The sequence below is a fragment of the Halorubrum sp. AS12 genome (genome assembly GCF_051122765.1).
Taxonomy (GTDB): domain Archaea; phylum Halobacteriota; class Halobacteria; order Halobacteriales; family Haloferacaceae; genus Halorubrum; species Halorubrum trapanicum.
On the sequence record NZ_CP185385.1, the window covers coordinates 2,193,078 to 2,214,779 of the forward strand.

At 69.7% G+C, this 21,702-nt stretch carries 19 protein-coding genes; 12 read left to right on the plus strand and 7 right to left on the minus strand.

Features of this window, described 5'->3' with window-relative positions:
- Window positions 1-65: 65 nt before the first annotated feature.
- Window positions 66-479 carry an Lrp/AsnC family transcriptional regulator gene (locus ACODNG_RS11150; RefSeq protein ID WP_137687187.1) on the minus strand — a complete coding sequence of 138 codons (414 nt, stop codon included), beginning with the start codon at window positions 477-479 and terminating at the stop codon, window positions 66-68.
- A gap of 97 nt (window positions 480-576) precedes the next feature.
- Between ACODNG_RS11150 and carA the strand changes: the two genes are divergently transcribed.
- Both carA and surE read left to right on the plus strand, forming a co-directional pair.
- Window positions 577-1,644, plus strand: a complete 1,068-nt coding sequence (gene carA, locus ACODNG_RS11155) for a glutamine-hydrolyzing carbamoyl-phosphate synthase small subunit (RefSeq protein ID WP_434521364.1) — start codon at window positions 577-579, stop codon at window positions 1,642-1,644.
- Window positions 1,645-1,846: 202 nt separating this feature from the next.
- On the plus strand, window positions 1,847-2,716 hold the full coding sequence (gene surE / locus ACODNG_RS11160; RefSeq protein ID WP_434521365.1) for a 5'/3'-nucleotidase SurE: 870 nt from the start codon (window positions 1,847-1,849) through the stop codon (window positions 2,714-2,716).
- A gap of 27 nt (window positions 2,717-2,743) precedes the next feature.
- Here surE and ACODNG_RS11165 read toward each other — a convergent pair whose 3' ends face one another.
- Window positions 2,744-2,983 (minus strand): hypothetical protein, encoded by a 240-nt coding sequence (locus ACODNG_RS11165; RefSeq protein ID WP_209545667.1) that lies wholly within the window; start codon window positions 2,981-2,983, stop codon window positions 2,744-2,746.
- Between the two features lie 429 nt (window positions 2,984-3,412).
- Between ACODNG_RS11165 and ACODNG_RS11170 the strand changes: the two genes are divergently transcribed.
- Complete coding sequence (locus ACODNG_RS11170) at window positions 3,413-5,185, plus strand: glutamate--tRNA ligase (RefSeq protein WP_434521366.1); 1,773 nt, start codon at window positions 3,413-3,415, stop codon at window positions 5,183-5,185.
- 78 nt (window positions 5,186-5,263) lie between these two features.
- On the plus strand, window positions 5,264-5,593 hold the full coding sequence (locus ACODNG_RS11175; RefSeq protein WP_053770590.1) for a 4Fe-4S dicluster domain-containing protein: 330 nt from the start codon (window positions 5,264-5,266) through the stop codon (window positions 5,591-5,593).
- A gap of 418 nt (window positions 5,594-6,011) precedes the next feature.
- Here ACODNG_RS11175 and tmcA read toward each other — a convergent pair whose 3' ends face one another.
- Complete coding sequence (gene tmcA, locus ACODNG_RS11180) at window positions 6,012-8,306, minus strand: tRNA(Met) cytidine acetyltransferase TmcA (RefSeq protein WP_434521367.1); 2,295 nt, start codon at window positions 8,304-8,306, stop codon at window positions 6,012-6,014.
- Between the two features lie 97 nt (window positions 8,307-8,403).
- Here tmcA and ACODNG_RS11185 point away from each other — a divergent pair, with 97 nt between their 5' ends.
- Window positions 8,404-8,850 (plus strand): UPF0179 family protein, encoded by a 447-nt coding sequence (locus ACODNG_RS11185; protein WP_209545673.1) that lies wholly within the window; start codon window positions 8,404-8,406, stop codon window positions 8,848-8,850.
- A gap of 27 nt (window positions 8,851-8,877) precedes the next feature.
- Here the strand turns inward: ACODNG_RS11185 and ACODNG_RS11190 are convergent, their stop codons facing one another.
- Complete coding sequence (locus ACODNG_RS11190; RefSeq protein WP_434521368.1) at window positions 8,878-9,603, minus strand: nucleoside phosphorylase; 726 nt, start codon at window positions 9,601-9,603, stop codon at window positions 8,878-8,880.
- Window positions 9,604-9,790: 187 nt separating this feature from the next.
- Between ACODNG_RS11190 and ACODNG_RS11195 the strand changes: the two genes are divergently transcribed.
- From ACODNG_RS11195 to ACODNG_RS11215, 5 genes are all read left to right on the plus strand, one after another.
- Complete coding sequence (locus ACODNG_RS11195) at window positions 9,791-9,973, plus strand: hypothetical protein (RefSeq protein WP_434521369.1); 183 nt, start codon at window positions 9,791-9,793, stop codon at window positions 9,971-9,973.
- Between the two features lie 90 nt (window positions 9,974-10,063).
- Window positions 10,064-11,896, plus strand: a complete 1,833-nt coding sequence (locus tag ACODNG_RS11200) for a hypothetical protein (protein WP_434521370.1) — start codon at window positions 10,064-10,066, stop codon at window positions 11,894-11,896.
- A gap of 145 nt (window positions 11,897-12,041) precedes the next feature.
- On the plus strand, window positions 12,042-13,589 hold the full coding sequence (locus ACODNG_RS11205) for a carboxypeptidase regulatory-like domain-containing protein (protein WP_434521371.1): 1,548 nt from the start codon (window positions 12,042-12,044) through the stop codon (window positions 13,587-13,589).
- A 78-nt stretch (window positions 13,590-13,667) separates the two neighbouring features.
- Window positions 13,668-15,011: a hydroxymethylglutaryl-CoA synthase gene (gene hmgB / locus ACODNG_RS11210; protein WP_434521372.1), complete on the plus strand. Its 1,344-nt coding sequence runs from the start codon at window positions 13,668-13,670 to the stop codon at window positions 15,009-15,011.
- 132 nt (window positions 15,012-15,143) lie between these two features.
- Window positions 15,144-15,599 (plus strand): 30S ribosomal protein S19e, encoded by a 456-nt coding sequence (locus ACODNG_RS11215; protein ID WP_434521373.1) that lies wholly within the window; start codon window positions 15,144-15,146, stop codon window positions 15,597-15,599.
- 351 nt (window positions 15,600-15,950) lie between these two features.
- Here the strand turns inward: ACODNG_RS11215 and ppc are convergent, their stop codons facing one another.
- The gene (ppc, locus tag ACODNG_RS11220) at window positions 15,951-18,653 is read right to left on the minus strand and encodes a phosphoenolpyruvate carboxylase (protein WP_434521374.1); all 2,703 of its coding nucleotides are present in this window, start codon (window positions 18,651-18,653) and stop codon (window positions 15,951-15,953) included.
- Window positions 18,654-18,895: 242 nt separating this feature from the next.
- Between ppc and ACODNG_RS11225 the strand changes: the two genes are divergently transcribed.
- Together ACODNG_RS11225 and ACODNG_RS11230 are read left to right on the plus strand one after the other, a co-directional pair.
- Window positions 18,896-19,735 carry a ubiquinol-cytochrome c reductase iron-sulfur subunit gene (locus ACODNG_RS11225; protein WP_434521375.1) on the plus strand — a complete coding sequence of 280 codons (840 nt, stop codon included), beginning with the start codon at window positions 18,896-18,898 and terminating at the stop codon, window positions 19,733-19,735.
- A gap of 98 nt (window positions 19,736-19,833) precedes the next feature.
- Entirely contained in the window at window positions 19,834-20,169 is a 336-nt protein-coding gene (locus ACODNG_RS11230; RefSeq protein ID WP_434521376.1) for a hypothetical protein, read from the plus strand.
- Between the two features lie 32 nt (window positions 20,170-20,201).
- Here the strand turns inward: ACODNG_RS11230 and ACODNG_RS11235 are convergent, their stop codons facing one another.
- Complete coding sequence (locus ACODNG_RS11235; RefSeq protein ID WP_434521377.1) at window positions 20,202-20,642, minus strand: hypothetical protein; 441 nt, start codon at window positions 20,640-20,642, stop codon at window positions 20,202-20,204.
- Window positions 20,639-21,655: a DUF7490 domain-containing protein gene (locus ACODNG_RS11240; RefSeq protein ID WP_434521378.1), complete on the minus strand. Its 1,017-nt coding sequence runs from the start codon at window positions 21,653-21,655 to the stop codon at window positions 20,639-20,641. Before ACODNG_RS11240 ends, ACODNG_RS11235 begins: the two co-directional genes overlap by 4 nt.
- Window positions 21,656-21,702 lie beyond the last annotated feature (47 nt).

Genomic DNA, 21,702 nt, shown 5'->3' on the forward strand with positions numbered 1-21,702 from the left:
CGCCGGGGGCGGCCGCTCGCAGGCGCGCGCCACCGCGGAATTATTTATAAATAGTCGTCGCTCGCCTACCCCAACCGCTCGTCGAGGATGAGCCGCGTCTTCGTCGACTTGACCTCGTCCATCTCTCTCGCCTGCGTGATCAGTTCGTTGACCGCGCGCGTGTCGACTGCGTCGACGACGAGGACGATGTCCTCCTCGCCGGAGACCTGCCAGACGAAGTCGACCTCCTCCCACTCCACCATCCGCTGGCCGACCGCGTCGGTGTTGACGTTCATCTCCACCGAGATCTCGATCATCGCCTTCACGTTGCCGGTGCGGGTCGTGACCGTGAACCGCTCGATCACGCCCTCGTCCGTCATCCGGTCGACGCGGTTGCGCACGGTGCCCTCGGAGGTCCCCACCCGGTCCGCGATCTCCGTGTACGGGGTCCGCGCGTCCCGTCGCAGGATCGAGAGGATCCGTCGGTCGAGGTCGTCCATACCAGTTCCTCTCTCCCCCGGCGCCTTACCCGTTACGAATATCGTAACGAACCTTCGAACGACGCATTTATTACGCTTTGCGCGTACGTTTCTCGTAATGTCGGACGCCTACATCGCGCTGGCCGACGGTCGCGTGCTCGAAGCGCGCGCCCGTGCGCCGGGGCGCACTCGCGGCGAACTGGTGTTCACGACCGCGTACACCGGCTACGAGGAGTCGCTCACCGACCCCTCCTACGCCGAACAGATACTCACCTTCTCGTACCCCCTCATCGGGAACTACGGCGTCCGAAGCGAGCGGTTCGAGTCCGACTCGGTCCAGCCGCGCGCGGCGGTCGCCCGCGAGCTGACCGACGACGTCGCCGAGTGGCTCGCCGACGAGGACGTGCCCGCCGTCGACCACGTCGACACCCGCGAGATCGTCACCACCGTCCGCGAGGAGGGCGCGATGGCCTGCGGGATCGCCGCCGGCCCGGACGCGACCCCTGAGGACGCGGTCGAAGAGATGGAGGCGTGTAAGCCGATGAGCGACCACGTCGATATCGGCGCGCAGGTGTCCGTCGCGGAGCCGACCGTCCACGAGAGCGCCGACGGCGGCGACGTCGACGTGGCGCTGCTCGACTGCGGCGCGAAGGGCTCTATCATCTCCTCGCTCACCGACCGCGGCGCGGACGTCCACGTCCTCCCGTACGACGCGACCCCCGAGGACGTGGCCGCCGTCGACCCCGACGTGCTCTTCGTCTCGAACGGCCCGGGCGACCCGGAGAACTTCGTCGCCGCCCAGGAGGTCGTCGACGAGTTCGCGGGCGAGGTGCCGCTGGCCGGCATCTGTCTCGGCCAGCAGGTGATCACCAGCGCGCTCGGCGGCTCGACCGAGAAGATGGCGTTCGGCCACCGCGGCGTCAACCAGCCGGTCAAGGACCTCCGCACAGACAAGGTCGTGATGACCACCCAGAACCACGGCTACACGGTCGACGACACCGGCCCGCTCGAGGTGACGCAGGTGAACGTCAACGACGACACCGTCGAGGGCCTCGACAGCGACGAACTCGACGTGATCACCCGCCAGTACCACCCCGAGGCGAACCCCGGCCCGCACGACTCGCTCGGCTTCTTCGACGAGGTGCTGGACCTGGCGACCTCGTCGCGTCGAGTCGCCGCCGACTGAGCGTCACACCCGCCGACTGAGGGTCGCACCCGCAGACCGACTCCTGGACGGTCCCGCTTTCCACCGCTCCCGACGCCCTCCGACTGACCACTCGGAGTACCACCCGGCCGACGCTCGCTGCCCCCGTCGGCTCTCTGCCTCTCGCGTTCCGCGTTCGCCACGGACCGGCGACGTTTTCTCCCGTCGTCTCGCACGGTGACGCATGCCAACCGAGATCCTGCTCACCAACGACGACGGGATCGACGCCGTCGGGATCCGGGCGCTCGCGGACGCGCTCTCGCGCGACTACGACGTGACGGTCGTCGCGCCCGCGACGAACCAGTCCGGCGTCGGCGGCGCGCGCTCGTGGTGGGAGACGACGGTCGACTACACCGAGACGGACCGCGGCTACGCGGTCGAGGGAACCCCCGCGGACTGCGTCGCGGTCGCGGACGTGGCGCTCGGACTCGACCCCGACGTCGTCGTCTCCGGCTGTAACCACGGCCCGAACATCGGCGCGCACATCCTCGGGCAGTCCGGGACCGTCGGCGCCGCGATGGAGGCCTCCTTCCTCGGCACGCCCGCGATCGCGGTGTCGCTGTACGACCGCGGCAATCTCCCTGTGCCGCCGACGCTCGACAACGGCGACTTCGCGGTCGCCGGCGAGGTCGTCGCCGACCTGCTCGACCGGATCGACGGCGGGAAGCTCCCGTTCGGCGCCGACGTGTTGAACGTCAACGTCCCCGCGGCCGACGACGAGGCGGCCGACGACCCGACCTACCGACTCACCGAACCCGCGCGCGGCTTCGACGTGATCGAGTTCCGGCCGGGCGAGGAAGGGCCGGACGAGGAGAACGTCGCCGAGGGCTGGGAGTTCGGCGAGCGCCGCGGCGAGATGGGGATGGAGCTACGCGACCGCTTCTGGCGGGAGTTCCTCCGCGGCGACGTCGCGGACGACCCCGGCTCGGACCGGCGCGCCGCCGTCGAGGGCGAGGTGAGCGTCTCGCCGCTGTCGAGTTCGCGAGCGATCGCGGGCGAGGAGGCCGGCGACCTCATCGAGCCGGCGCGCGGCGCAGAGACCGGCGCCGACTAAGAACGGCGCCGTCGCCGGTCGCCGGTCTCAGCGTCGCCGGCGGGGGCGCCGCTGCCCACCGGCGAACTCCGCGGCGAGCCGGCCGAGGTACCACACGACCACCAGCCCGAGACCGAACCCGCCGCCGAGCGCGGCGAGCAGCTGAATCGGCGACGGGTCGAACTGGAGGGCGATAAGCGGCGGCGAGACCGTGACGATCGCGAGCAGCGCGAGCTTGATCTTCCGGTTTCCGGACTCCCGCTCCGCCTCGGAGATGGGTCCTACCACCGCGATCCCCCCGATCCGGTTTCGACGACGGCCGACGCGGCGCTCATGCCCCCACCACGGTCCCGGCGACCATCAAGGCGACGAACCGAACCGGTTCGTCCGTCGTCGACACCTCGGCGTCAACACCTCGGCGTCGACGACCCGGCGTGACGGCCCGGCGTGACGACCCGGCGTGACGGCCCGGCGCGACGACCGATCGCCCTGCTGGGCTCCGCTCGTTCAAAAGCGTCTCGACCGTTCACGTCGGTAGTGACTCGTTACGGGCGTGAACGGTCTGGGTCGTTTAAGCCCGTTCGACCGCTCGTGTCGAGTGCCCCTACCCGCCCCGGACCACCGCCGCGGCGTCTCGCCGACTCGGCAATCTCCCGGGACCCCGCCCCTCCCCGCCGTTTCGCGGCGTTTTTGACCCGACCCCGACAAGCGATGCTCATGGACGACGAACTCCGCGAGCGCGTCGCGGCGGCCGGCGAGGCCGCGGCGCTTTTCAACGCGCTCAAACACGGCAGCGACCCGGACGTGGGCGCGATCATGGGTCCGATCATGGGCGAGAACCCCGAGTTCCGCCCGCACGGCGACGAGATTCCGGGCGTCCTCGCGCCGATAGTGAACGAGGTCGGCGAGATGGACGAGGCGGCGCGCCGGGAGCGACTCGGCGAGCTCGCGCCCGACAAGCTCGCGGAGCTGGAGACCGACGACGAGGACGACGACCGCGTCCTCCCCGACCTCCCGAACGCCGAGGACGGGGAAGTCGTGATGCGCGCCGCGCCGAACCCCAACGGCCCGTGGCACGTCGGCCACGCCCGGATGCCCGCCGTCATCGGGACGTACAAGGAGCGCTACGACGGCGAGTTCATCTGCCGGTTCGACGACACCGACCCGGAGACGAAACGCCCCGATCTGGACGCGTACGACGCCATCTTAGAGGATATCGAGTACCTCGGCTTCGAGCCGGACCGCGTGCTCCGGGCCTCGGACCGGCTGGAGACGTACTACGACCACGCCCGGGAGCTGATCGACGCCGGCGGCGCGTACACCTGCTCGTGTTCCGGCGAGGCGTTCTCCGAGCTGAAGAACGCGGGCGAGGCGTGTCCCCACCGCGAGAAGGATAGCGAGACGGTTCGCGAGGAGTTCGCGGCGATGGTCGACGGCGAGTACGGCTCCGGCGAGATGGTTTTGCGGGTGAAGACCGACATCGAGCACAAGAACCCCGCTCTCCGCGACTGGGTCGCGTTCCGGATGATCGACACGCCGCACCCGCGCGAGGAGGCGGCGGAGTACCGCTGCTGGCCCATGCTCGACTTCCAGTCCGGCGTCGACGACCACCTCACGGGCGTCACGCACATCATCCGCGGCATCGACCTCCAGGACTCCGCGAAGCGCCAGCGGTTCGTCTACGACTACTTCGACTGGGAGTACCCCGAGGTGCTCCACTGGGGCCACGTCCAGGTCGACGAGTACGACGTGAAGCTCTCGACGTCGACGATCAAGGGGCTGATCGAGACCGGTGAGCTGACCGGCTGGGACGACCCGCGCGCGCCGACCATCCAGTCGATGCGCCGCCGCGGAATCCAGGGGCAGGCGCTCGTCGACTCGATGACGGAGCTCGGGATGTCCACCTCCGACGTGGATCTCGCGATGTCCTCCGTCTACGCGAACAACCGAGACCTGGTCGACGACGAGGCGAACCGCTACTTCTTCGTCCGCGACCGCGACGACGCGCCTGCCGTAGAGCTACCGATCGTCGACGGCGACGCGCCCGCGCCGGAGACCGGCCACCCGCCGCTCCACCCGGAGCACCCGGACCGCGGCGACCGCGAGGTGCCCGCCGGCCGCGTCGCGGTCGAGTCCGCCGACCTCCCGGCCGAGGGCGAGCGCGTCTGGCTGAAGGGGTACGGCTGCGTCCGCCACGAGGGCGACGAGCTGGTCTTCGTCGACGCCGACATCGAGGTGGTCCGCGAGGGCGACGTGGACGTGGTCCACTGGGCGCCGGCCGAGGAGGGTCTCGAAACTCTCCTCCGAACCGTCTCCGGCGACGTGCGGGGTATCGCCGAGCCGGCGCTCGCCGATATCGCCCCCGACACAGTCGTCCAGTTCGTCCGTGTCGGCTTCGCCCGCATCGACGCGTTCGACCCGGATGCGACCGACGAGGCGGACGGTCCGAACGGCTCCGAGGATCTGCTGGCGTACTACGCGCATCCGTGAACCGAACTCGGTCAACTCGACCGACCGAATCCGTTCGTCGCGGGCTTTAAACCCGCGACCGGCGAAGCGGGGGCAACGATGGCCATCGACTCGAACTTCGAAGTGAACCGCGAGCGGGTCGGCGAGGAGGACGGCGTCGCCGTGTGGGGACCCGTCGAGCCGCCGGAGAAGCAGGGGATCCGCGGCACCCACGTCGCGGTCGACTTCGACATCTGCCTCGCCGACGGCGCCTGCCTGGAGGACTGCCCGGTCGACGTGTTCGAGTGGGTCGACACCCCCGGCCACCCGGAGTCCGAGCGGAAGGCGAACCCCGCCGACGAGGACCAGTGTATCGACTGTATGCTCTGTGTGGACGTTTGCCCCGTGGACGCGATCGACGTTGACCCCGGGCGCGAAAATCGCATATAAATAGTCGTTGTCGACGTGGAACCGACTTCTCTCGTCTGAGTCGATATTTTATAAGTGGTCGGCGGCAGATCGATTGTGAACACCAAAGCCCCAGCCACTCGGCTGTACGTGGTCGACTGTATATCGGAGGAGACCACCGCCAAAGCCCCAGCCGGGAGGCGGGCGCACACTCGTTGCGCTCCTCGCTCGCGTCGCTCGCTGCGGTGCTTACGTCGTCTGCGCCCGCCTCCCGGCTGCCCCTTTGAGTCCCGCCCGACCGCAACCGCACGGCACCTCACGCCTCCCCAGCCTCGTCAGTCGCCTCCGCTTCGCTCCGGCGACTGACTCCCTCGCGCGTGCTCCTCGCGGCCGCCAAAGGCGGCCGCTCGCAGGCACGCGCCACCGCAGATCTGTTTATAAATAGTCGTCACCGTTCCGCTCAGTCGCTTATAAATCGCTCCCGTTCAGCGAGCGCGAACTCGGTCCCGTACCGCTCGACGATCGGGACGTAGGCGTCCCCGAGCGCGCGCATACACGCGCTCGTCGAGACGAAATCGAGTTCGGTGGCGACTTCCTCCCACGGCCGGCCCTGAAGCACCTTCCGGACGAGCAGTCGTTCTTGTCGCTCCTCCAGTTCGCTCCCCTCGATCAGCGCCGCGAGCGCGAGGTCGCGGAACGCCCCGGGCGCGGTGTCGTACATCCCCGGGCCGACCGACGCGCCGACGACGGAGCGCCACTCGGTGTCGGTGAGGTCGACCGAGACCGGGGCGGAACACGCCCGGAGCGCGCCGCGGACCACGTCCGGGTCGACGTCGCGGTGCGCGTCCGAGAGCCCGTCGCGCTCGCGGTCCCGGAAGGCGACTGCGTGGCGGTCGAGCAGGTCGCCGCCGGCGTCGGTCTCGGGGCGCAGCATGATCGCGGAGTACTCGCCGGAGGCGTCGTTGCGGGTCGTCGAGAGGTGGACGATCCGGTAGCCCGCCCGCGTCCAAAAGCGGAGCAGTCGCGGCGTCGTGCCGTAGCCGACGGAGAAGTAGTCGAGCCCCTCCTCGTCTCCGGGGCGGTCGCCGCCGAACTCCGCGTGGACCTCGTCGAGCAGCCGCGAGCCGAACCCCGCGTCCCGGAGCGCGTGGTGGGTCGCGATCCGGACCGTCCGCAGGCCCCGCGGCGCGGCGGCCGCCTCGTCGCGCAGCTGGCTCGTGAGCACGTCCGGCACCATGTTGCCGCGGACGCGCTCCCCCTCGTACATCCCGCGTCGGGTCGCGGCGTCGAGTCCGCCTTCGCGCGCGAGGAGCGCGACCGCCACGACCCGCCCGTCGGCGACGAGCGCGCGCGCGACGAGGTTCGGCGCGTCGAGCAGCCGCGCAAGGTCGTTCGGCTCGGTCCGGTAGTGCGCGGCGACGAGCAGCCCAAACGCCTCCGCGAGCAGCGTCTCGTCCGCGAGCAGGTCGTCCGGGTCGAGCGCGCGGTAGGTCGCGTCGCCGACGGCCGCGTCCGCGACCGCCACGTCGACCGCGGGTCGGGCGTCGAGCAGGAGCGCGCGCGACGCCCACGCCTCGACCGGGTCGTTCCGCGCGTACCGGATCGGCTCGTCGAGCCGCACGTCGCGGACCGCGAACTGTGAGTCGAGCAGCCGCTCGCGGAACCGGACTGCGAACCCGCGGCCGGCCCCCTCGTAGCCGTGGACGGTCGTACAGAACGCGACCGCCGGCGCGTCGAGGAACCCCTCCAGCAGCCGCACCGGCAGCGCGGCCGCCTCGTCGACGACGACCGCGTCCGCCTCGGCCGCGACTTCCGCCGCAGCCGCGGGCGACAGGAAGCGGACGCGACCGCCGGCCGGCGTTCGGAGGTCGCGCTCGCTCGCGTCGTTCTCGCCCTCGCGGCCGTCGGTCTCGCCCTCGATCAGCTCCCGAGCCCGCGCGAACACCTCCGCGGCGTTCCGGAACGCCGGCGCGGTGACGAGCACGTCGCGGCCCGCGAGCGCGAGCGCGCCCGCCGCCAGCCCGGCCGCGCTCGATTTCCCGCGCCCCCGGTCCGACTCGACGACGACGGCGGAGCCGGGATCGGCGAGCGCCTCGAACGCGCGAAGCGCCCGCGCCTGATCGGCCGTGAGGCACGCTCCGTACGCGGTTGCTGGGAATGTCGCGTCCGGCGGCGCGCTCGGCGGATCGGCGGACGCGGCGGACTCGTCGCGTCCGTCGACCGCGTTCCCCGTGAGTCCGTCGCGTTCGAGGGCGTCGTCGTCCGCCTCGTCGTCGCCGAGCGCGACGACCCCGACCCCGGGATGCGTCCGGAGCGTCGAAACGAGGCGCTCGCGGAACCGCCCCGTCACGTCGTCCATGCCGAAGGGCGGCACCGCCAGCGAGTCGTCGAATCGGTCGCGAATCGCCGGCCAGTCGTCGAGCGCGGGCGTCAGGAGGATCAGCAGCCCGCCGCCGTCGACCGCGCCGACCGCCCGGCCGAGCGCGTTCGGGACGAACTGCTCGTGGCAGTCGAGCACGACCGCATCGCGGGTGCGGCCCAGCAGTTCGTCGGCGTTCCGCGGGCGGTGCTCCTCGAACCGGAATCCCTCCCGCGTCGAGACGATAGAGACCGACTCGTCGGCGACCCCGAGCGCTTCGACCGCGTCGTAGGCGACGTCGACGGCGCGGTCGCGGTCGCCCGCGAGCACGAGGACGCGACGCTCGTTCGCCCGCTCGGCCTCTGCGCGCAGGTCGCGTGCGACTCCCGCGATCATCTCCGCTCGTCGTTGCCGAGGCGCGGGGATGTGTCTTACTCTCCGCGACGCCCGCCAAGGCGGGAGGCTTACGGACGCTCGGCGCGTCGCTCCGGACATGACTACGGTCACGCTCATCGGGACGCGGCTCGCGGACGTGGGCCGCGAGTTCGTCTACGAGGGGGAGTCCGCCGACTGCGAGGGGTGTCCCTACCGCGGCCAGTGTCTCAACCTCTCGGAGGGCACCCGGTATCGAGTGACGGGGATCCGCGAGAACGCCCAGACGCTCGACTGCGCGGTCCACGACGCGGGCGTCCGCGCGGTCGAGGTCGAACCCGCCTCCGTTCCGGCGAACGTCCCTTCGAAGCGCGCGTACGCCGGTAGCAAGGCGTCGCTCGCGGGTCCCTGCCCGCACACCGAGTGCCCGAGTCACGGCTACTGCGTCCCCGACGGCGCCGACTTCGACGAGGAGCGCGTCATCGATCAGGTGCTCGGCGACCCGCCCCACGAGACGTGTGCGCTCGACCGCGACCTGACGCTCGTGGAGTTCCGCGCGGAGGAGTGAGTCCGGCCGCCGTGCCGTCCGGTCCGCCTACAGCGAGCTGATCGCGTTCAGCGTGATCCGGATCGCGCGCTCGACGTTGTCCTTCGCCTTCTCCGGCAGCTCGTCGTCGGAGTCCGCGCCCTTCTGTGACCCCGCGACGAGGTTGCCGTCGACGGTGCAGATGGCGCCCGCGGCCAGCCCCTTGCGGCGCGCGAGCGAGAAGACGGTCGCGGCCTCCATCTCGATCGCGAGCAGGTTCGCGTCGTTCCAGTCGTCGACGTACTCGTTGCTCTCGTTGTAGAACGCGTCGTCGGAGACGATCGGCCCGACGTGGATCTCCTCGTCGTTGTCCTCGGCCGCCCCGACGAGTCCGGTAAGAACGTCGTAGTCCGGGACTGCGGGGTAGTTCGCGGACTCGTAGCGCTTGCTCGTCCCCTCCTCCTTGGCCGCGCCCGTCGCGACGACCATGTCGCCGACCTCCATGTCGGCCTGGAGCGCCCCGCAGGTGCCACACCGGACGAACGTCTCGACGCCGACCCGCGAGAGCTCCTCGACGGCGATGGCGGCCGACGGGCAGCCGATCCCGGTCGAGCAGATCGTGAGGTCGACGCCATCGTAGCTCGCGTTGACGACCTTGTACTCGCGGTTCTGCGCGACGACCTCGCTGTCGTCACAGAGGTCCGCGATCCGGTCGACGCGCCCCGGGTCGCCGGGGATGACCGCGATGTCGTGTACGTCGCCCTCCTCGACCAGCAGGTGCGGCTGTTTCGCCATACGCGCGGCAACACCCGCCGCGCGCAAAAGCGGACCGGTCGGCGGGCGGGGGTAGCGCCGCGATCGAGATTTGATATCGCGGTATGTGATTTACGACGGACTCCAGACGGCGTCGATCCCCCCTCGACGAGGCCGACGGCTTCGGCCGGATCGGCCGATTTATCGCCCGAAGGCCCGAGGTCCGCGTATGACCGACGCCTCCGCGGACCTCGGCTCGACGCTCGGTGCCCTCACGGTTTCCTTCCTCCTCGTCACCCTCGTCGCGGGGACGCTGCTCGACTTCAACTGGACGCAGGCGGTGTTGATCGGCGGATTCGCCGCCGTCGTGGCCGTCGCGTCGGCGTGGCTGACGGATCGGCGGGCGGACTAATCGATTCGTTTCCGGACCGCGCGTCCCCGAGTATCGCGACTGAGAGGTCGGACGGAGGATTTTATACCCGCTCGGTGTCGACCTCTCACAATGCGATTCAGTCGCGACCGTCGGGGCCAGTCGGTCGTGGTCGGGACGGTGATCCTGTTCGGGTTCCTGATCGTCGCGCTCGGGGTCTATCAGGTTCAGGTCGTCCCGACAGAAAACGCGGACGTCGAGTTCGAACACAGCCAGAGCGTCGAGGACGACTTCGTCGACCTCCGGAACGACGTCCTCCGATCGGGGTCGACCGGGTCGACGGGGTCGACGCAGATCCGACTCGGCACGCGGTATCCGGCCCGGACGTTCTTCGTGAACCCGCCGCCCGTGTCGGGGTCGATCGAGACCGAGGAGACGGGCGCGATACGGGTCCGAAACGCCACCGTCGGCGCCGGCTCACATCCGAACGTCGCCGCGTTCTGGAACACGAGCCCGGCGTTTTCGACGCGGTCGCTCCGCTACGAGGCGGGCTACAACGAGTTCGACGGCGCCCCGCGGCTCACCTACGAGCACTCCCTCGTCGCCGCCGAGTTCGACGATTCGGTCCTGCTCAGGTCGGGACAGACGGCCGTCTCGGACGACCGGATCTCGCTGACGGCGCTGACCGGGTCGGTGTCGGAGAGCGGTATCGCCTCCCGGAGCGTCGACGCGCGGGCCGTGTCCGCGAGCGACACCACCGTTCCGCTGGAACCGGTGGGCGGAAACGTCACCCTCGAACTCCCCACCGCGGTCGACGATCCGGAGACGCTCGCAGATCGCTGGACGGAGGCGCTCCCGGCCGGCGCAAGCGCGACACCGAACGCGACCGGGGAGACGATCCGGGTGACGCTGGAGAACGGCTCGGACCCTTATCGGCTGGCGCTCTCCGAGGTGTCGCTCGACGCGTCGGGAGACACCGAACCGGCCTACGTCGTGCCTGTCGGGTCCGGGACCGCCGCGGTCGGTGAACCCGTCGGCGTCGAGGTCCGCGACCGCTACAACAACCCGGTGCCCGACGCGACGGTCTCGTTCGACGGCGCGAACCGGACGACCGGCGACGGCGGGCAGGCGTTCTTCGAGCCGAACGAGACCGGGGCGCTCGTCGCGGCGATCAACGGGACTGCGGGGCCGGCCTACGAGTCCGTGGTCTTCGACGTCGCCGAGGGCGGCGCGGCGGCCGGGAACCGCTTCGACGTCGAGTGGTTGGAGAACGAGACGGTCCAGATACCCCCGAGCGGGCGCGAACTACGGATTCTGCTCACCGACGGCCAGTCCGGCGATCCGGTCGAGGACGCCGTCGTGGACGCGTCGTACGCCGAGCGATCGGCTACGGGACAGGGTCCGGTCGACTTCGTCACGAGCGATAAGACGGGAGACGACGGGAGGACGACCGCCTTCTTCGACCCCAGCCAGGCGAACACCGGCGACGAGTTCTACCTGTACGCGACCGCGGGCGAGGACGTCGACCGGATCGTCGGCCAGGTCGTCGACTCCGGATTCAACAGCTTCGGCCCGGTCAGCGCGGAATCGCTTCCTGTCAACACCGCCAACCAAGACCAGGAGTTCCAGTTCCAGCTGAACGGATCGCTCGCCGAGGGTGAGACCGTCGAGATCGACCTCGACGACCCGCAGTCGCGCATCGGCGGCGGGAACAGCTTCCAGGTCGATTATCAGGGTGCGACCGGGTCGACCACCGGCGACGGGACGGTCTCGGTCACCGCCTCGGCCGAGTCCGCGACGGCCGAGTTCACCGCGGCGAGCGACATCGCCGACGGCACCGAGGTTACGGTCACGCTGTCCGGCGTCGACGTCGGTTCCAACGGCGGACAGAACGACCCGTACACCGTGGGATTCACGCGGAGCGACTCGGGCGCGGCGACCGAGACGACGTTCGTCGTGAACTGACCCGGCGCCGTCGGTCAGGCGCGGTCGACGGATCGCGTCGAACGCACGTCGGCCGTGTCCGCCGGAGCAGCGTTATCACGCCCGATAGACGGGACAGGGTATTGAAATGCCGCCTCGGCGGAGATCGATCCGACCAGCCATTTTCATGTCCCGCCCCGCTACCGATCGCGCCCAGTCGGAGACGGTCGGGGTCATACTGTTACTCGGCGTCTTCGTCCTGAGCGCGAGCGCCGTCGGGATCGTCTACATCGGCGATGTCGCCTCCGGCGGCGACGAGGTCGTCGTCTCCGCGGATCTGAGCGCGGACGGGACCGACCTCCGGGTCAGCCACCTCGGCGGCGACGCACTCCCGAACGACGAGCTCGCGGTCGTCGTCAGGGCGAACGGAAACACGACTCGGTATCCGTTCGCGCCGCCATCGGGGGAGTTCGCTCCCGGGGACCGCCGCACCGTTTCGGACGCGCTCGTCGCAGACGCGTCCAACGAGGTCCGACTCTACCACGAGCCCTCGGGGAAGGAGATTGAGCGGGCGTCGCTGACTCCGGAACCCGCTCCGACCGCCGAAACGGGGACGATCGAGGGGACAGTCGTCGGTCCCGACACGGCGTCAATGCGGGTCGCTTCCGGCGCCTCGCTGGGAATCCGGCGGTCCGTCGTTCCCCTGTCGGGCGCAACCGTCGCCGTCGACGGCGCCGGCCGCGTCGCCGAGGTGACGACCGGACCCGGCGGCGCGTACCGGGTCGACGGTCTCGATCCGGGAGAGTACGAGGTGTCGGCGACCGCACCGGGACTCGCCGTCTCGGCGGCCACGGCGACCGTCGAGCCGAACGCGACGACGACCGTCGACCTGCGGCTCGACCCGCTCCGCCCCGCGGAGTTCGATGTCGAAATCGGGGCCGTCGACGCGACGGTCGACGCGGGCGACCCGCTCACCGTCGACGCGACCGTCGAGAACGTCGGCGACGAGAACGGGACGCGGACGGTCGCGCTCAGCGTCGGCGACGAGGAGATCGACTCGGACGAGGTCACGCTTCGGCCGGGAGAGCGCCGGACGGTCTCGCTGCGCTGGCAGACGCTTCCGACCGACGTCGGCGAGCAGACGCTGACCGTCGACACCGGGGACGACGACGCAACGACGACCGTCGAAGTCCTCGACGCGCCGACCGACGCGGTCGCGTACGTCGACAGCGACGGCGACGGCGTCCGGGACGAGACGTACACCGCGGTCGAACTCGCCTTCCTCGGTCCCGTCGACGGCCATCTCGTCGTGTTCGACGACGTCGACGTCGCGGTTCCGGTCGAGACCACGGCCGACCGCGTCACGGTCCGGGACGGCGTCACGATACGAGGGGAGGCGGTCGCGCTGGCGGCCGACGGCGACCTCTCCGTCGGGGCCGGGGCCGCGATCGACGCCTCCTCGCAGGGGTTCTTCGGCGCCGACGCCGGGGATGTCTCGCTCCGCGCGGGCGGCGACCTCTCCGTCCGCGACGCCGCCGTTACCACCTCCGCAAGCGCCTGGATCGGGGCCAGCGCGGGCGATATAGACCTGACCGCCGGCGGCGACGCCGACCTCCGCGACGGGGCGTTCGAGGCGGTCGGCGCGGGCTGGTTCGCCGGCGACGGCCGGATATCGGTCACGGCCGGCGAAGCCGTCCGGACCGATGGGGCGTCGTTCGCCCCCGAGCGGGAGTGAGTCGCCGCCGCGGACTCTTCCACGATCGACGTACCCGCCATCGACAAAGCCATATGCCGTCCTCGTGAACGACCGTGTATGACCGCAGTCGGGATCGACGGCATCGAGATCTGGACCGGCAAGCTCAAGCTCGACCTCCCGGGCACGTTCGCGCCGGAGAAGGGCGACGACCCGGAGAAGTACACGAAGGGGCTCGGACTCAACAACTCCTCGTTCCCGGACGTGTACGAGGACATCGTCACGATGGGCGCGAACGCCGCGAAGCGACTGATGGACCGCAAGGGGTTGGAGCCGGCGGATGTCGGTCGGATCGACGTCGCCACGGAGTCCGCATTCGACCACTCGAAGCCGGTGTCGACGTACATCGCGGGCTGCCTCGAACAGGTGTACGACGGCGACTTCACCCACGCGAACAAGGGCGAGCGTAAGTTCGCCTGCCTCGCCGGCACGCAGGCGATAGACGACGCGTACAACTGGATCCGGGCCGGCCGGAACCGCGACCGTCCCGCGATCGTTATCACGACGGACACGGCGCTGTACGCCCGCGGCGACCCCGGCGAGGCGACGCAGGGCGCCGGTGCCGTCGCGATGCTGATCGACGAAGAGCCCTCGATCGTCGAGCTGTCGACCGATCAGGGGTACGGGTCGAAAGACGAGACGGACTTCCTCAAGCCGAACCAGCAGTTCCCCAGCGTCGACGGGAAGCGGTCGGTTCAGGTGTACCTCTCTCGGCTGCGGGAGGCCGTTGAGGACTACGAGTCCGTCACGGACGACATCGAACTGGAGGACTTCACCTACGCCCCCTTCCACACGCCGTTCCCCGGAATGGTCCGGAAGGCGGCGCTGTTGGCGTATCGCCACGTCATCCGCGACACCGCCCACGAGGACGCGCTCGCCGACGAGATCGGTCGTCAACCCCGGGAGAGCGAGTACGACGACCGCGAGGCCTACGAGGAGGCGATCCGCGGGTACATGGACGACCTGAAGACCACCGAGCAGTACCAGACGTGGTACGAGACCGCCGTCGAGCCGACGCTCGAACTCTCGCGCGAGGTCGGCAACTGGTACACCAGCTCCGTCCACATCGCCCGCGTGAGCGCCCTGCGAGACGCGCTGACCCGCGACAGCGAGTTCGTCGGAGACACGCTGCTCGTCGCCTCCTATGGCTCCGGCGCGCAGGCCGAGATCCACGCCGAGACGATCCGCGAGGGGTGGCGCGCGGAGATCGAGGGACTGGACATCGACGACCAGCTCGACGCCCGCTACGACCTCACGTGGGACGAGTACGAGGACGTCCACGACGTCCACGAGTACGACATGGACGTCGAACGCGAGATAGAGGAGTTCACCCAGCCCGACGGGGAGTTCGTCTTCACCGGCTGGGGTCGGATGAACGAGCGGAAGTACGAGTACGTCGAGTAGCTGCTCGGCGAGTCGGCGGCGAGATCGCGCCCTCGCGGTTCCGTTCCTGGGTCCGCTCTCCCGTGAAAACGGGTCACACGACGCTTCTCGAATACGATGGGTTTAAACGACGTTAGGCTGAAATTCACCTCAATGGTAACCATCTACGACGTGCCGGCCGACGACCTCATCGAGGCCGTCGCCGCGCGACTCGAGGACCGGATCGACGAGCCCGACTGGGTCGAGTTCACCAAGAGCGGTGCGGGTAAGGAGCTTCCCCCGGAGCAGGACGACTTCTGGTACGTCCGCTCTGCGAGCCTCCTGCGGAAGGTCGCGCAGAACGAGCCGGTCGGCATCGAGCGGCTCGCCACCGAGTACGGCTCGAAGAAGCGCGGCTCGAACCGCTACTCCGTCCGCCCCGGCGAGCACGAGGGCGGCTCCCGCAAGCTCATCCGCTCGGCGCTCCAGGCGCTCGAAGAAGAGGGGCTCGTCACCACCGCAAGCGGCGAGGGTCGCCGCGTCTCCGACGAGGGCGAGGCGTTCCTCTCGGAGGTCGCGACCGAGGTCTTCGAGGATCTCGACCGGCCGGAACTCGAACGCTACGCGTAACTCGGCTTTTCTGTCCGTTTTCGCCGTAATCGATTAGCCGCGGCCGCGCTCGGAAGCACCGTACGTCCGATTTTACGGCTGATCTCCGTCTGTTCCCGGTGTTTCTCTGTTCCGGTCGATCGCCGACATATATTGAATACCGCTATATCAAATCGGATCGGTGTCGACGACCGTCTCCCTTCCGTGTCAACGACGTGGCGTCGGCTCGGTCCATCGGCTGGACAGGAGAATCGGGTCGCAGAGTGATCGGGAGAACCAGGTCGCAGAGTGATCGGGAGAACCAGGTCGCAGAATCGGTTGCGCCGGCGAACCGGGAAACGAGGCGGCCGCCGGCGAGGGCGTCGGTCGCGCTTATCCGGTGTTCTTCATCCCGGCGGCGATGCCGTTGACGGTGAGCCGCAGGGTTCGCTCCTCCTCGTCGGTGCGGTGAGTCCGCCCGAGCAGGTTCGCCTGAAGCAGGTTCAGGGGGTCGACGTAGGGGTTGCGGCGGCCGAGGCTCTCTTCGAGCCACTCGCGGCGGAGCAGCTGGTCGCGGCCGCTAATTTCCAAGACCAGTTCGCGACCGCGCTCGTACTCCCCGACCAGTTCGGGGAAGAAGCGCTCGCGGAGGTCGTCGTCGGCCAGGTCGGCGTACTCGGCGGCGATCTCGGGCTCGGTGCGCGCGAGCGCCAGCGAGGCGTTGTCGAGCGTGGTCCGGAAGAACGGCCACTCCTCGAACATCTCGCGGAGCGTCGCTAACCCCTCCTCTTCGCCGACCTCGTCGAGGTAGGCGTCGATGCCGGAGGCGACCGCGTACCAGCCGGGCAGGATGAGCCGGGTCTGGGTCCACGAGAACACCCACGGGATCGCCCGCAGGTCCTCGACGCTACGTTCGCCGGACCGAGAGGCGGGCCGCGACCCGAGGTTGAGGTTCTCGACGACGCTGATCGGCGTCGCCTGTTCGAAGTAGGAGACGAACCCGTCCGTGTTCAACAGGTCGCGGTACGTCTCCCGGGCGGCGGGCGCCATGATCTCCATCGCCTCCACCCACCGGTCGGGCACGTTCTCGACCGGCTCCTCGTTCGCTTCCTTCCGAGCGCGGATCTGCGCGTCGAGCATCTGTTCCAGCTCGCGCTCGGCGATCCGCGGGTTGGCGTACTTCTCGGCGATGGCCTCGCCCTGCTCGGTGAACTTCACCTGGCCGGTGACGGTCTCGTTCGGCAGCGCGAGCAGCGCCTCGTTCATCGGGCCGCCGCCGCGCGAGATCGAGCCGCCGCGGCCGTGGAACAGCCGGAGGGTGACGTCCTCCTCGCGGCAGAACCGGGCGATCCGGCGCTGGTTCTCGTAGAGGTCCCAGTTCGCCGCGAGGAACCCGTTCTCCTTGTTGGAGTCGGAGTAGCCCAGCATGACCTCCTGAACCTCGTTTCGGGTCTCGAGCGCGGTCGCGTACGCCTCGTTCTCGAAGAGGGTGCCGAGGATGCGCTCGGCGCCGTTGAGCGCCGACTCGGTTTCGAGCAGCGGGACCACGTCGACCGCGCAGTGGTCGGGGAGGGAGACGACGCCGACCTGGTCGGACAGGAAGAGCACCTCCAGCACGTGGCTCGGCTCTTCCGTCATCGAGATGCAGTAGGTGTCTATCGCCTGCTGGCCGTACTCCTCTTGCCACTCCGCGAACGACTCGAATCGCTGGAGGACGCGCTCGGTCGTCTCCGAGACGTCGCCCGGTTCGTCGAGGTCGATGACCGGGTCCTCCTGAAGGATCGCCTCCGTGAGGAAGTCGACGCGCTCCGACTCGTCCATCCCGCGGTAGTCGACGCCCTCGACGCCGACCGCCTCGGCGACGGCCTCGGTGTGGTTCTCGCGGTGGTCCCGCAGGTCGAGCGACGCCAGCGTCAGCCCGAACGTGTCGACCTGCCGGCGGAACGGCTCGACGAAGGATTCGAGAACCGACTCCTGGCCGTCGGCGCGCAGCGACTCGGCGATGATGTCGAGGTCGTCGAGGAAGGCGTCGCCGTCGGGGTACTCGCCCGGGCGCACGTCGTTGACGCGGTCGAGCCGCTCGCGCATCAGCCGGAGCTTCTGGCGGTACGGCTCGTCGGGGTAGCGCTCGCGGGCCTCCTCGACCACCGTCGGGAATCGCTCGGCGTCGGCCGCGAGCGACCGTGCCAGCGCGTCGCCGTCGGCGTACCGATTGCCGTCCTGGCTCAGCACGGCCGAGAGCCGCTTACAGCGGTCGCGGTACTTCTCGACGGCGATCTCCCGCTGGCGTTCCAGCGTCTCGTCGGTCACCTCGGGGGTGACGAACGGGTTGCCGTCGCGGTCGGAGCCGGCCCACGAGCGGAACTCGAAGAGCTTGGGGCAGTCGACGTCGTCGTACTCCTTCGAGATGGTCTCTTCGAACTCCTCGTAGGCGTCGCCGACCACGTCGAACAGCGTGTTCTCGAGGTACCACTGGACGTTTCTCGCCTCGTCTTCCGGCTCGGGCGCTCGCTGGCGGACCTGTCGGGTGCCCCACAGGCTGGTCACCTCGGCGCTGACGTCGCGCCAGACGGCGCGCCGCTCGCGGTCGGTGAGGTTGCGCTCGTCCAGCTCCTCGAGGTGGTTCGCGATGGATTGGAGCTTGGACTTCACGGTCGACCGTCGGGCCTCGGTCGGGTGGGCGGTGAACGTCGGCTCGATGAGCACGTCCGCGAGCAGCTCCTCAAGCTCGGCGGCGTCGACGCCGTTCTCGGCGAACTCGGCTATCGTCGCGTCGAAGGAGTCGTGGAGGGCGGTCCCGTCGTCGGCGTTCCGGACCGCGCGGACCCGCTCGCGCTCCTCGGCGAGGTTGATCAGCTCGAAGTAGGTCGTGAACGCGCGGGCGACGACCTCCTCGCGGGTGGTCGAGAGACCGTCGACCGCCTCGTGGAGGTCGTCGCGGTTCGAGGCGTCTCCCCGTCGGTAGGCGATCGCCGCGTTCCGAAGCGTCTCGACCGTCTCGTACGCCTCGGTCGAGGCCTGCGCGGCGAGGACGTCTCCCACCAGCGCCCCGAGTTCCCGAACGTCCGTCCGCACGTCCCGATTGTGCAGCTCCATACCACGGATACTGCGGTCGGGGTCGGTTAAAAACCGCGGTCCGGACGAAGGTTTGCCTCGGGACCGAGTAAATACGTTCACGATCGTTTCTGTGTGACTTCGTCCGCGGGGACGCGTTCGACGAGCGACTCGGCTCAGAGGCGGGCGGGTTCGGAGTGTCGGCGACGACCGCTCCGGGATCCGATTCTCGGCGCGGTAGAGGGTTCGTCACCCTTTTTACCGATCCTCCCTGACGACCGAGTATGAGTGCGTCCGACAAGTATCCGTCAGAGTCCGGGCGGCGACGCTTCGTGAAGGGCGTCGTCGGCGGCGCGGCCCTCGCGGGGGTTGGCGCGATGGGGTCGGCGACCGTGAACACCCTGACGACCTCCGGTGGCGTCGGGGGCGGGTCGACGATCGCGAAGACCATCGCGCATACCGGCGGCCCGGCGCCCCGCGGGCTTCCGCAGATCCCGCTCCGCGTCACCGACGACGGCTACATCGAGGGGATTTGGCCCGAGACGACCACCGTCACCCAGGAGGGACAGGAGATCGAGGTCGCTCAAGAGGAGCTCGGCGGGGAGACCTACACCGGCGCGTGGTTCCAGTACTGCGGCGTCGAGTCCCAAGAGAACGTCCAGCCGAACTTCGAGTCCGACAACCTATTCCGCGCAGCGAGCGGCCCGCCGTACGACTGGCAGTCGAACACGTACTCGGGCGGCGACCGGATCCACATCGACGACTTCGACGACTACGCGGAGTGGGGCAACGGGATCGGCAGCGAGGGCGTCGGCAAGCCCGCGTCGGTCACGTGGCGCTCCGAGGACGCCGAGACCAACCTCAACGCGGTCGTCATCCGCTCACCGGAGATCGAGGAGGCCGCCCAGAACAACGAGTGGCTCCAGGCGTCGACCGACCAGGGGTTCATGGCGTATCTCAACGTCTGTACGCACTTCTGTTGTATCCCGGGGTACAAGGTGTTAGAGGAGTCCGCCCGCTACGACGCCGGCGACGGAACGTACTGCGTCTGCCACCAGTCGACGTACGACCCGTTCACCATCGAAGAAGCGCTGTTCATCGCCCGGCCCCGCCCCGAGGAGTAAGTCCGTACCCGCTGCGTTTCCGCTGTTCTCTCGTCTCGCCGGTCCGTCTCGCACAGGATCGCCGCCGCGCTTTTCACGCCGCTCGCCCGAGGCACGGTATGAGCGACGACACCCCCGCGGACGCCGACGCGTCCGCGAGCGACGACTTCGAGACGGAACTCGCCAGCGCCCGTGACCTCCTCGACGGCGACGACATCGACGCGGTCCACGTCGGCGTCGTCCGCGACGGCGAGGTCGACACCACGTTCGCTCAGCGCACCGCCGACGACCCCGACGGCGCCGGGCTCCGGGCGCTCGCGCTGCTCGCCGCGCACGTCCGGCTGGTCGCGGGCGAGGCCGGCGTCGACGCCTCTACCGTCGCCGGCGACGCCGCAACGCTCGCGGGACAGGTCGAGCAGATTCCGGCGGACACCGACCAGATCCCCGACGAGTAGCGAAGGGAGGAGCTTCGCTTTCCCGCGGTGGCTCAGTCTGGGCCGTCGGGTTCCGTCGCCCGGATCCGGCGGAGCTGGTGGGTCACGCCCGCGAGCGCGACGAGCAGGACCGCGAGGTTGAACACGGCGAGCGCGACGGACTGGTAGGCCGGATCGAACCAGGTGCGGATCGCGTTCCCGGACTGGCTGTAGAACCCCCAGCCGGCGACGACCGCGAGCAGCGACAGCGCGGCCAGTCCGACGCGGTCGAGCAGCCCGCGGAGGTCGTCGGTCGAGAAGCGGTCGAAGCCGGGGGAATCGACCGGCTCCGTCCATTTGTTCGTGTCGGTGCCTTCGGACTCCGTCTCTGTGCGGTCGGTCGCGTCGGTGTCGTCGGTCATGGGCTGTGGGTCGTGAGTCGGATCGGTCGCGGGTTCGTCGCTCGCGTGGGGACCGTCGTCGGCCGCGCTCTCGGCGGGCGGTTCGTCCGTCATTGTCGCCTCCGCGCGGTCAGCGCCGCGACGACGAGCGCGACGAGCGCGACGATGGGACCGAATCCGGGCGTCGAGTCGTCGCTGGTGCTTCCGTCCGGCGCGGCGCCGTCGGCGGCGTCGTCGCCCGCTGCGCCCTCTTCGCCGCGCTCGAAGTCCCCGACCGAGAACTCCACGTCGCGGACCGTCTCGTTCGCGCTGATCGTCTCCCGCGGGTTCAGGTTCGCGACGCCCTGCGTCTCGTCGACGAGCACGTCGTCGTCGAACAGCGCGGCGTCGACGTAGTAGTTGTACCCGTCGGGGACCTCGACGGTCGCCGTCACGGTGTCGGTGCGGCCGGGGCGGACGGTGCCGACCGTCTCGGTCGCCTCCGCGGCGATCACGTTCGACTCCGCCTGCCGCAGGAGCAGTCGGAGGTCGATGTCCTCGCTCGGCTCGTCGCCGCGGTTCGTCACCGAGATCGACGTCGACAGCGTCGCCGTCTCGTTGTCGGCCTCGACGACGCTCACCGCGACCGTCGGCCAGACGGAGCCGTCGGTGAACCCGACCTGCGTGTCCGCGTAGTCGGGCGTGAGCGCCGCGACGCCGGCGACCCGGGTGGTCTGCTGCTCGCGGCGCTCGCCGTCCACGAAGACGACCGTCTCGATGCGGTAGCCGCCCTCGCGGTCGACGGTCACGGTGCCGTTGACGGTGCGTTCCCCCTCGACGTCGACGTCGCCGACGTCGACCGTCGTCTCGTCCGCGAGGAGACCGGACTCGCTGCCGATCGCGCGGTGACGGACGGTGACGTTCTCGACCGTCGATCCGCGGTGTCGGAGGTCGGTGCCGAGCCGGAGTTCGGCGGTCTCGCCGCGGACTTCGCCGGGCGCGACGGTCGCGCCGGCGATGTCGATCCGGCCGGGCGGTTCGTTCGTCTCGCGCGGGTCGCTGATAGCGTCCGGCGCGGCGACGGCGCCGACCGCGCTCGCGACGAGGAGCGCGGCGGCCGCCGCCAGGAGGGCTGTGCGGGTGTCCATGTGAGTCCCCTCTCAAGCGAAATATAAGTGCTTTGTCCAGACGCGGA